At 51.8% G+C, this 11,818-nt stretch carries 8 protein-coding genes; all 8 read left to right on the top strand.

Annotated features, from left to right (window positions below; translation table 11 throughout):
• The first annotated feature begins 99 nt into the window (after positions 1–99).
• Positions 100–294 carry a hypothetical protein gene (locus tag P157_RS0111905; RefSeq protein WP_026761186.1) on the top strand — a complete coding sequence of 65 codons (195 nt, stop codon included), beginning with the start codon at positions 100–102 and terminating at the stop codon, positions 292–294.
• A complete protein-coding gene (locus tag P157_RS0111900; protein ID WP_026761185.1) occupies positions 287–2,875 on the top strand; it encodes a 3'-5' exonuclease in 2,589 nt (862 codons plus the stop codon). Before P157_RS0111905 ends, P157_RS0111900 begins: the two co-directional genes overlap by 8 nt.
• Before the next feature lie 146 nt (positions 2,876–3,021).
• On the top strand, positions 3,022–4,371 hold the full coding sequence (gene gdhA, locus P157_RS0111895) for an NADP-specific glutamate dehydrogenase (protein ID WP_026761184.1): 1,350 nt from the start codon (positions 3,022–3,024) through the stop codon (positions 4,369–4,371).
• 127 nt (positions 4,372–4,498) lie between these two features.
• Positions 4,499–5,542: a DNA polymerase III subunit delta gene (gene holA / locus P157_RS0111890; protein WP_026761183.1), complete on the top strand. Its 1,044-nt coding sequence runs from the start codon at positions 4,499–4,501 to the stop codon at positions 5,540–5,542.
• 20 nt (positions 5,543–5,562) lie between these two features.
• Positions 5,563–7,665 (top strand): NAD-dependent epimerase/dehydratase family protein, encoded by a 2,103-nt coding sequence (locus tag P157_RS15325; protein WP_051598621.1) that lies wholly within the window; start codon positions 5,563–5,565, stop codon positions 7,663–7,665.
• Complete coding sequence (locus P157_RS14570; protein WP_051598620.1) at positions 7,665–8,576, top strand: hypothetical protein; 912 nt, start codon at positions 7,665–7,667, stop codon at positions 8,574–8,576. Before P157_RS15325 ends, P157_RS14570 begins: the two co-directional genes overlap by 1 nt.
• Positions 8,569–10,395 carry a DUF2194 domain-containing protein gene (locus tag P157_RS0111875; protein WP_026761182.1) on the top strand — a complete coding sequence of 609 codons (1,827 nt, stop codon included), beginning with the start codon at positions 8,569–8,571 and terminating at the stop codon, positions 10,393–10,395. Before P157_RS14570 ends, P157_RS0111875 begins: the two co-directional genes overlap by 8 nt.
• The gene (gene pelF / locus P157_RS0111870) at positions 10,392–11,816 is read left to right on the top strand and encodes a GT4 family glycosyltransferase PelF (RefSeq protein ID WP_026761181.1); all 1,425 of its coding nucleotides are present in this window, start codon (positions 10,392–10,394) and stop codon (positions 11,814–11,816) included. Before P157_RS0111875 ends, pelF begins: the two co-directional genes overlap by 4 nt.
• The last annotated feature ends 2 nt before the right edge of the window (positions 11,817–11,818 follow it).

Genomic DNA, 11,818 nt, shown 5'->3' with positions numbered 1-11,818 from the left:
GTGGTATGAAGTTTTTGCGGGGAACGGGCAGGATTTTGCCTCAGAATGTGGAATTGTTAAAAATAGTGTTAGTATGAAACAGCAGAAGGGATGATTTTTATGACAGCAGAAGAATTCAAAGATGAAGCTAGAAAGCTGGGCATTACGGAAGCGGCAGCTGACCAGGCCATTGAACTGCACGAGAAGTTTCTGCGCATGGGCATGACTCCGGCCAGCTATGAGGAGATACTGGCAGCGAAGCAGAAGAAATCCTGTGTGGAAGTGTTCGAGGCGGCGCTGGGCGTAAATGGCTGAGATAGAACTGAATAAAGAACAGCGGCAGGCAGTGGAGGAGCTGGAGGCAAATATCTTGCTTCTGGCTCCCGCAGGGACGGGCAAAACCAATACCCTGGCCTGCCGCATTGCACATATTATCGCCGAAAATCGCGCGCTGCCGGAGGAAATTCTCTGTCTGACCTTTACCAACAAGGCCTGCCGCGAGATGCGGGAACGGGTGGAGGCCCGGGCCGGGGACAATGGCAGCCAGGTGATGGTCAAGACCTTTCATGGCTTCTGTTATGAGGTGATTAAGACCGAGGCCAAGCGCCATTCGGATTTGTTTACGGATTTTACCATCTTTGATGAGACGGACTGTCAGGGGCTGTTGAAGGAAATCGTGGCCGAGGAGTGGCCGCTGCGGGCGGTGCAGAATCTGGTGAACCAACTCAAGGAGAAAAAGGCGGAGTTTGCCGTAAACAGTGGGGATTTGGTTAAGGATTACGAAGATACCTTGAAGCGCCTGCTAAAGGAAGATGGGCAAAGTGTCAAGGCCTTGGCCTTGGATGACAGCTACCAATTCCATCAGCGGCTGTTTGAGGGCTGGCAGCAGTGGGGGCCGCAGACGGCGGCCCTTTATGATGAAAGGCTGCATGAGCTCCACGGTTTGGACTTTGCGGATTTACTGGTGCAGGTGGATGAACTGTTTCGTCAGGACAGTGTGGCTTCCAAATGGGCTAGGCGTTTTGTCTACATCAATATTGACGAGGTGCAGGATACCAGTCTTTTGGAATACCGCATAATCTCGCAGATTTTTGGGGCCAGCCATCTGCTGTTGTGCGGGGATTACTTCCAGACTATCTACGAATGGCGGGGCTCCCATCCGGAGCTCGTGCTGCGCAAATATCAGCAGGACTACAATCCCCGGCGCATTGTGCTGCACGAGAATTACCGGGCTACGCAGGTGCTGTTGAACGCTTCCTTTGACTGGCTGCGCAATTCCTTTCCCGAGCGGGTGAATCTGCTCTATCCGGACGGTTTGCAGGCGGTGAGTCCTGACCATGGGGAACCTATCGTGCTGAAGGGCGCCATGGATTTTGCCGAGGAGGCCCAGTGGATTTACTATGCCATCCAGCAGCTGCCGGTGACCGATTACAGCCGGGTCTGCATTTTGACCCGCAGCAACCGCTATAACAAGGATTTATCGGCGCAGTTCCGCTCTTTGGGGCGGCTGCTGCCGGAAAATGAGCGTCTGCCCTTTATGCTCATTGACGAGCAGAAGTTCTTCCGGCGGCAGGAGATAAAGGACGCGCTGGCGGTGCTCAAATTAGCGGTGAACAAGCATGATGTGTCGAGTCTGGTGCGGGTGCTGAACCGCTATGCCAAGGGCATTGGCCCTGCCACCATCAAGAAACTCTCCAGCGATGAAATCCGCGGTGTGGGTATTCGGCTGACGGATTTTGTGGATGAAGATGCCCGCAGGAGCGGCGACCCCTATGCGGGGCTGCTTGCGGCACTGGAGGCTGAAAATGTGGTGGTTTTCGATGTGGAGTCCACCGGTGTTGACACCACGCGGGATGAAATCATCCAGATTGCCGGCATTCGGCTGGATAAAAACGGCGGCGTCAAGGAAGAGTTCGTACGGCTCATTAAGCCCCTCTCCAAAGTGGGCGATTCTGTGCATGTTCATGGCCTTTCCGATGAATTTCTGGCGGAAAATGGGGACGACCCGCGCAAGGTTTTGCAGGAGTTTTGTGCCTTTGCACACGGTGCTGTGCTGGTGGGGCATAATGTGACCTATGACTTGCGGATTCTGGGCAGCGAGCTTTCGCGGCTGGAGATGCCGCCGCTTGAATATCCTCAGTTCTATGATACTTTGGATATCTTCCGGCGGTTCTATCCGAATTTGCCCAATCACAAGCTGGAATTTTTGGGCAAGTATTGCCAGGTCAGCCATCCTTCCTCCCATGATGCGCTGGATGATATTTTGGCCACGGCGGAAATTTTGCTCTATGCGGTGGAGCGGGATTTGCGGCCCAAGGTGGAAGCACGGCGGGAAATCATGGAAAAGTATCAAGAGCTGTTTAGCGAGTGGGGGGAGAAGTTGACCGTTATCCGCCGTGAGGCAAGACGGCTTCGCCCCTGGCAGCTGCTAGGGCAGATTGTGCTCGACTGCGGCATGAAGGATTATTACGAAGCCCATAAGGAGCCTCAGAGGGTAGAACATCTGCGGGATTTATTCCGGCAGGCCAAGGAGCTTGATGATGAAGCCATCCGTCCCTTGGATGCCATTGAGCGGTTCCTGCGTTATACAACCTTGTCCAATACGGAGCTGGATACGCTGACCCGCCGCCAGCAGATTCCCATTATCACCATTCATCAGGCCAAGGGCTCGGAGTTTGATTACGTGTTTTTAGCAGGGCTGCAGGAAGGAACCTTCCCGGGCTTTCAGGCGGAGAAAAGCGGGCGGCTGGCCGAGGAATCTCGCCTCTTCTATGTGGCGATGACCCGGGCCAAAAAGCGTCTGTTCCTGTCCTGGTCGCAGACTCTTTATGGCCGTTATCGCCATATGAGCGGACTCGTGAAGAATATCCCGCGGAAATATCTGCAAAATGGCTGATACAAATATTCTGCCTTGTATACAGTGTTTTGGATATTTTCTCTTTTATGACAAAATTATGTACATTTAGGCGGGTTTGTAGTATACTATTGTTTGTTGGTAAGATTGTATGAGTTTTATAGGCAAATGACAAAGGAGCGATTACTTTGGCAGACATGAAACAGTATGTACAAGACACATTAGACCTGATTGCAAAACGCGACCCGGACCAGCCGCAGTTCAAAAATACGGTATCGAAGGTTCTGGAAAGCGTTATTCCTGTGCTGGAAGCACATCCTGAATTCAAGGAACAGAAGATTTTGGAACGTATTATCGAGCCAGAACGCGTGATTACCTTCCGCGTACCCTGGCAGGACGATAAGGGCGAAGTTCATGTAAACCGCGGCTTCCGCGTGCAGATGAGCAGCGCCATTGGCCCCTACAAAGGCGGTCTGCGTTTCCATCCCAGCGTAAATCTCGATATTTTGAAATTCCTGGCCTTTGAGCAGGTGTTCAAGAATGCCCTGTCCGGTCTGCCGATTGGCGGTGCCAAAGGCGGCTCGGATTTTGACCCGCATGGCAAATCCGACAATGAAGTCATGCATTTCTGCCAGAGCTTTATGACCGAGCTCTATCGCCATATTGGCCCGGATGTGGACGTTCCGGCTGGTGATATCGGCGTAGGTGGCCGTGAAGTCGGCTATCTCTACGGTCAGTACAAGCGCATCCGCGACAGCTATGATGCAGGCGTCCTGACGGGTAAGCGCGTGGACTATTGGGGCAGCCTTGCCCGTACCGAAGCTACCGGTTACGGCCTGCTCTATTTCGTCAAGAATATGCTCGATGCCAAGGATATCAGCCTTAAGGATAAGACGGTTGTAGTTTCCGGTTCCGGTAACGTGGCAACCTACGCCATCGAAAAGGCACAGGCTTTCGGTGCCAAGGTTGTTACCTGCTCCGACTCCAACGGCTATGTCTATGACCCGAATGGCATTGACCTCGATGCCGTTAAGGAAATCAAGCAGGTTCGCCGCGGCCGCATCAAGGAATATGTGGAAACGCATCCGCAGGCTGAATACCATGAAGGCTGCAAGGGCGTTTGGACGGTCAAATGCGATGTGGCTCTGCCGTGTGCAACCCAGGGCGAAATCGACCTCGAAAGTGCGAAGGCCCTTGTGGCTAACGGCGTAATCGCTGTTGGTGAAGGTGCCAATATGCCGTCCACGCTGGATGCTATCGCTTACTTCCAGCAGAACAAGGTGCTCTTTGCACCGGGCAAGGCAGCCAATGCCGGCGGCGTATCCGTATCCGCTCTCGAAATGGCCCAGAACTCCGAAAGACTCCAGTGGACGTTTGAAGAAGTTGATGGCAAGCTGCAGGACATCATGGCCAACATCTACAAGAATGCCAAGGCCAATGCTGAAAAATATGCTGACCCCGACGATTTGGTAGCCGGTGCCAACATCACCGCCTTTGTCAAGGTGGCTAATGTTATGCTGGCTCATGGGTTAGTCTGATAGTAATACGTGATTTTCCTCTGACCGGTCAATTTGTTGGCCGGTCATTTTTTAATCTTTTTTTAATGGAAAAACTTCTCAGACTACGCTATAATACTAAGATAATCTTAATGTTGAGGTAGAAACGTTGAAATTTGGCGATTTTATGGCCAGCCTGCAGCGGGGTGAACTGAAACACGTTTATTTACTGGCAGGCGAGGAACATTATTATATTGAAAAGGCGCAGGAGCGAATTCTTTCACGATTGTTTGCCAACCCGCAGGAGCAGGGTGAGGCAATGCAGAAAATATCGGGGGTTGTTGACTCTGATGATTTAGTGGGGCTTATCGAGACCGCGCCTTTTTTTGCCAGCAAGAATGTGCTGCTGCTGCAGGACACGAGCTTGTTCAAGGATAAGAACGAGGGGGAGGAGAAAAAAGCTGGCAAGGACAAAAAGCTGGAACGGCTGCTGGCCACTTTGGCGGATATGCCGGAGTTCAGCTATGTGATTTTTGTCCAGAATGGCAAGGCCGATAAGCGGCGGAAAATTTACAAGACCATAGAAAAAAATGGCATGGTGCTGGAGGCAGAAGCTATCCGGGCTTGGAACATCAATGACTGGCTGCAAGGCAAGCTCCAAACCATTAACAAGGATATGGATGGAGAGGCCATGGCCTATTTCAGTGGTGTCGTCAGCACCATGCAGACGATTTCCCTGGAATTTTTGGACAGGGAGTTTGACAAGCTGGCGCTGTTTTCCCAGGACAGGCGCATCACCCGGGCGCTTTTGGAAAAGGTCTTTGCGGGGTTGCCAGAGGTGTCGGTATTTGCCCTGTTGGATGCCATCAGCGAGCGCAAGGCGAAAAAGGCCTTGCAGCTTTTGCGGCGGCAGTTAAATGATGGCACTTATTTTACGGTGATTCTGGCACTGCTTACCCGCCATGTGCGGCAGCTTTGGCAGGCGCAGGTACTGCAGCAACAGGGCATCCGGGGAAAAGCATTGGCCAAGCCTTTGGAGCTGAATCCCTTTATTGCCGAGAAGTTGGGGCGGGCGGCTATGCAGTTTCCCGCTGCCGTGCTCAAACGCAATATGTTAGAACTAATAGACGCAGATTATTTTTTGAAAACAGGACAAGCAGGAGACGAAGTTTTAGAGCACATAGTGATTGACTTATGCCGTGGGGAGGCATAGGAAAAGGAGCGAATGTTTTTATGGCTGAGGAGAAGGTTAATCAGCTAAAACGCAGAGTTATCCTGACAGGTGTAAAACCTTTCTGGGATGAGCAGCTGGAACGGCTGTTCATCAAGGAAAATTGGGAATTTTTCCGGGGCACGGATAGTCTGGAACAGACTCGGGAAATGTTGCGCATTTACAATATACCTGTGCTCATTTATGTGTGGCCGGCGGAACGGCAGGCAGCTGAGCGCATGAATGCCCTGCAGCGGCTGGCGGATGTCTTGGCACTGGCCTATGAGTATGCGGTGGAAGCGGTGTATTTTATTTCCACGGCAGCTGCTGTACGAGGTGAAACGTCTGAACGGGCGGCTGATGGCATGGCGCTGGTGGCGGAAAAGGCTGTTAAGGTCTGGTCGGAGTGGGCCGTTATTCCGTTGACCATTATCCGCCTGCCGGAGGTCTATGGCCCGGACAGTGGCCCGCAGGACGGACTGGTGGCGCGTACACTCTATGCCAGCTTGAAAAAGAAAGTCCTGCCGCGCATGGATGATGAAACAACACCCCGCGACTTTTTGTATTCGGCAGATGCCGTATACGGCATCTATCGGGCGGTGGCCCGTGGCTGCCAGGGGGAGGAACTGAACCTTGGCACGGGGGAAGGCCTGTCGGCAAGAGGCTTTGCGGATTGGGTCAGAAATGTAACGGAAATCCCGGATATTTATGATGATGCGGCCAGCTTCAAATCCTTTTCCTATGTGCAGCCGGTGTTGGAGAGTAAAAAGGCTCAGCATGAATTGGGCTGGCGGTTAAAGTATGACCGGAAGTCCGGCCTGGCCCAAACCTGGGACTATATTCAGGCCAAGGTGGAAGCTGACCAGCTGGAGGCACAGGCCCGGAAGCAGCGGATTAAATGGCGGGTTTTGGGCAGGGAAATCATTCCCTATGTGGAAAATGCCGTAGGAGCAATTCTGATGGCAGGTATTGCTTATTGGCAGCAGGGGACCACGGTAAATCCGCAGACGCAGCTGGATTTGAATTTTGTCTATATCGGTGCCATGGGACTGCTCTACGGCAAGAGACAGTCCTTTATCGCCATGGTGGCGGCGGCGTTTATCTTTATTATGGGCTCCCTGGCTCGTGGCGGGGAGCTTATTTCCCTTACCTATGTACCGGAAAATATCCTGCATCTGACGGCCTATCTCTTTACGGCGGCCCTGACCGGATACTTTGCCGATGCCCGGCGTTTTGAGCGAGAGGCTGTGGAGTGGCAGAAGCGCCAGAGTCAGGAGCGCCAGTCCTTTATGAAGGAGCTCTATGAGGATAATCTGGCGGTAAAGGATAAGCTCTATCGGCAGATTGTCAATACTGATGACAGTATCGGACGCTTGTACCGCATTATCAAGCAGCTCGACAGTGTGGAGCAGGAAAATATCTTCACGCAGGCAACGGCGGTAACCGCGCAAATCCTCAATGTGGACGATATTGCCATCTATGTGGTGGGAACAGACGGCCACTTTTTGCGGCAAAAGGTGCGCATGGGCAAGCTGGCCGGACGTCAGCCCCGTTCTTTGCGCGTGGAGGACTATTCCTATCTGCAGGTTCTGTTACAGGAACAGACGATTTTTGTGAATAAGGATTTGCTCAAGGATACACCGGATTTGGCCGCTCCCATCGTATATCAGGATAAGGTCATTGCCGTTATTACCATTTTTGGTCTGGGCTTCGAGCAGTGGAGCCTTTATCAGCAGAATCTGTTATCCATTACCACGCGCCTGATTTCGGCGTCTATGGCCAGAGCTTACCGCTATGAGCAGGAGGTGCAGGAGAAGCGCTTCGTGGCAGGAACCCGTATCCTGCAGGCGGAAGAGTTCCGGAAAATCATTCAGGAACTGCAAAACCGGCGTACGCTGCAGGAGGATTTGACTGTGGCCGTGTTGAAAGTGGTTATGGGAGATTTGGATTACGAAGGCCTTGACAGACGCCTGGGGCATGTTATCCGTAACGAGGATTTTGTGGGGGTAGGCGGCGATGGTGTCTACATCCTGCTGCCGGATGCGGATAAGAAGATTACAGCCATGGTGCAGGAGCGCTTGCAGGGAGCTGGTGTGGCAACAACGGTTTGTGAGGCGGTGGGCTGATGGATTTTTATGCAATTTTATTGCTGCATCTGGCTGTGACCTTGATTTATTTTCTCGGGAACTCATGGCGCAAGCCCCGCTTGCAGGTGGTGACGGAAACGGTAATCGCTTTGGCCATTCCCTTCTTTGGTGTGTTGCTGATGGTGAGCTATCGTCTTTGCTGCCTGCTGCTGGCGTTGAATGGAGGCCGCCAGGCTGAAGCAGAGCAGGAGGGAGAGGCGTTCTTTCAGGGAACCCATCTGAATGCGGATATCATTCCTTTGAACGATGCCTTTCTGGTGGATGATGTCCAGAAGAAGCGCCAGTTTTTTACCGGAGCCATCAAGCAGGCTGTGGTGGATAATGAAAGCATTTTGCAAATGGCCATGCACGACCGGGACAGGGAAATCGCCTATTATGCGGTGGCACTGCTGACGGCCCGCATGGAAAAACTGGAAAATGAACTGTTTTCCCGCGAAACCATGATGGTAAGTGGTGAAGGGCAGGAGAATGTGCCCCGGCTGGAGGAATACGCCCAGCTGCTAAAGAACTATCTGGCACAGGAGAAATTTATCGACCATGTAACCTATGCCAAGAAGCAGGGAGATTATATCGGTTTATTGGATTATTTGAAAAAAGCCTGCCCGGATAAGATGGAATATTATATTGAAGAAATAGACCATCTTTTGGCTACGAAGAATTATGTGGAGGCAGAGCTGGTTTGTGCGGAATTGAAGGAACGTTTTCCAGAGAACGAGGAAAGCTATATGATGTATATCCGGCTCTATCAGAGCTGGCGTAAGCCCCGACAATTACAGCAGAAAATCCGGGAACTAAAGGCCTGCCCGATTGAGTTGTCGCAGGAGGCCTTGCGGGCTATACGCTATTGGGACAAAGATGGACACAGACAGGAGGAGGCAATCCATGGATAAGCGCGGTATTGCAGGCGTTATTGTCCTGGTTATCCTGTTGGGCTGTTTCTTTCAGTTCAGCAGAATGGATGGCTTTTTGAAACTGGATTATTTCCGTAATCTGAATTTCGTGCCGCAGAATATCCTTCAGGGTACGCATACGCAAGGAGAGAAAGAGAAGTACCTTATCCTCTATGACCCGCGGGATGTGCCCAGCGTCTTTGCCAATCACCGCCTGGCTTGGCTCCTGGAACAGCAGAAGAAAGAAGCGGTTTCCTGCTCCATCTACGAGGATACAGCGGTGGATGCCTCCTATCGCGGCGTATTATTGGCTGCCGGCAACTGGAATAAAACCGTCGTTCTGCCTAAGCTGGCAGACTATGCGGCCCAAGGCGGCACGGTGGCCTTTATGATGCATCCGGAAGTGGAGGCTGGCGTGGGCGTGCCGGATATCTGCCAGGAAATGGCAGGCTTTACGGTGGCCGGTGGGCAAAAGAGTGTTCTGGGCATCCGCCTGCATACAGATTTTCTCTTTGCGGGTAAGGGCTTTTCCTTTGGCGAGGGGACGCAGTACCATACGGATACCCTGTCGGTAACCTTGCAGGATGATGATGTGGTGCATATAGCTGCCTTGGATGGCAGTCCCTTGTTATGGGAGCATGCTTATGGTCAGGGAAAATGCCTGTTCTACAATGGCGCTGTGCGGGATGACAAGACCAATATTGGCGTGCTGACGGCAATGCTGGCTCATTGCGGTGAAGATAGCATTTATCCCGTAGTGGGCACCAAGCTGTTTTTTATCGACGATTTTCCTGCGCCTGTGCCGGAGGGCAACTTTGATAAGATATATGACGAACTGCATGTAGATACGGCCGATTTTTTTCGTCATATCTGGTGGCCCTTTATGAGGGAGTGTGCAGATAAGTATTCCTTGAAGTATACCGGGCTGATTATTGAGTCCTATGGGGACCAGGTAAAGGGGCCGTTTGTGCCGACGCAGGGAAGACAGGCCCGGGACAACTTAATCGTCTATGGCCGGGAACTTCTCGACATGGGTGGCGAATTGGGCTTGCATGGCTACAATCATCAGTCGCTGGCACCTGCAGGATATAATCAGGACGAACTGGATTATGTGCCTTGGGAAAGCAAGGAAGATATGGTGGAGAGCCTGCAGGAATTGCGCCGTTATATCAAGAGCGCCTATCCGGACTACGATTTTCAGTCCTATGTGCCGCCTTCGGATATTTTAAGCCCTGAGGGCCACGAAGCAGTAAAGGAAGTATTTCCAGAGCTTAAAGTGTATTCGTCTCTCTTTGATGGCCTTTATTCGGAGCGGGGCTATTATCAGGACTTTGGGCGCAATGCGGATGGAACCTATGAGATTCCCCGGTTTACCTCCGGCTATGCGCCAGATAGGCAGAACATGTGGGAAAATATCAGCGTGATTAATTACATTGGCGTTTTTTCGCATTTTGTGCATCCCGATGAACTATTCTACGAGGAAAGCAAGGATTTGACTTGGGCGATGATGGTGCAGGGCTTCCATAACTTCCTGGCGGAGATAAATGACCGCTTTGGCTGGCTGCGCCCTGTAACAGATTCTGAATGTGTGGCTTATTTTGCCGATTATCTGGACATGGATTACCGGGTGACGCGGGAACAGGATAAGCTGATACTGAACTGCTGGAATTATCATTATCCCTTGCGGTTTGTGCTGCGTTCTTCAAGAGAGATTGCAGAAGTTACCGGGGGAAGTGTCCGTAAAATCGGTGATGATGCCTATATGATTGAAACGGAAAAACCGGAAACCATCATTCAATGGAAGGAGAAAGCCAAATGAGAATCTGTCTGTTGACGGAAGGTTCCTATCCCTATGTGGTGGGGGGCGTGTCCTCCTGGTGCCAGATGCTCATTCAGGGGCTTCCCCAGCATGAATTCTTCATCTATTCCATCGGGGCTGAATCCAAGGATAGAGGCGCTTTCAAGTATAAGTTTCCACCCAACTTAAAGGGAATACAGGAAGAATTTCTCGATGAGATTTTGAACCAGCGTTCGCAGGATATGCTGGAGAATATCCTGACGGCAGAAGAGCGGGAAGCCATCTATGATTTGGTTATGGGTGGCAGGCCGCTCGATATCCATAAGCTGGCTTCGATTTTCCGTGAGCGCCGCCGCTTTGCCAGCTCACTGGATATATTTATGTCCAGTGATTTCTTTGACATCATTCAGCGGGTCTATATGGAAAAATACAGTTATCTGCCCTTTACGGATTTTTTCTGGACCATTCGCTCCATGCTGCTGCCCCTGCTTTATCTGTTGCAGCAGGAACTGCCGAAAGCAGATGTCTATCACAGTGTGGCTACAGGGTACTGCGGCGTGATTGGCGCCATGGCGGCCGAAATTTACCATAAACCTTTTATCATCACGGAGCATGGCATCTACTCCCGGGAGCGGGAAGTGGAAATCATCAAAAGTGACTGGGCGCAGGGGGATTTTAAGTCCGTCTGGATTCAGTATTTTTATAATTTGGCAAAGCTGTCGTATAAGACGGCGGACAGGGTGTATACCCTTTTTGAACACAATGCCGAAATTGAGCAGGATTTGGGCTGTGCCCCGCATAAGATTGGCATTGTGCCCAATGGTGTGCATATGGAGCGCTTCGCCGGAATCGGGGAGTTGCAGCCCCATGAGGGGCCGTTAACCATCGGTGCGGTGGTGCGGGTCGTGCCGATTAAGGATATTGTGACCTTGCTCCGGGCGTTTTTCCTGTTTCAGGAAGAATTTCCCGATGCCCGCCTGGTGATTATGGGGGGCTATGGGGAGGACAAGGAATATTACGAATTATGCCAGCAGACGGTTTCCATGTTGGGCATAAATCATGTGGAGTTTGCGGGCTCCGTCAATGTGGCAGAGTATCTGCCTAAAATGGATTTCTTAATGCTGTCCAGCATCAGTGAGGGGCAGCCATTGGCGATTTTGGAGGGCTTTGCGGCGCATCGTCCCTTTGTGGCTACGGATGTGGGCTGCTGCCGGGAACTTATCTATGGGGACAGTCAGGATGATTTGGGCACGGCAGGAGCTGTGGTGGCCCCGATGGATTTTGAAGCCATGGCTCGGGAAATGATTCGTCTGGGCAAGGATTTTAAGCTGCGGCGGCAAATGGGCAACATTGGTTATGAGCGCACCCGGCGCGGCTATACCTATGAGCTGTTCATCGAACGGTACCGGGAGATTTATCAGATGTATGTGCAGGAGGCATAAGG

This window comes from Selenomonas ruminantium AC2024, from assembly GCF_000687995.1.
Lineage (GTDB): Bacteria > Bacillota > Negativicutes > Selenomonadales > Selenomonadaceae > Selenomonas_A > Selenomonas_A ruminantium_B.
This window is presented reverse-complemented; position numbering and strand designations above follow the sequence as displayed.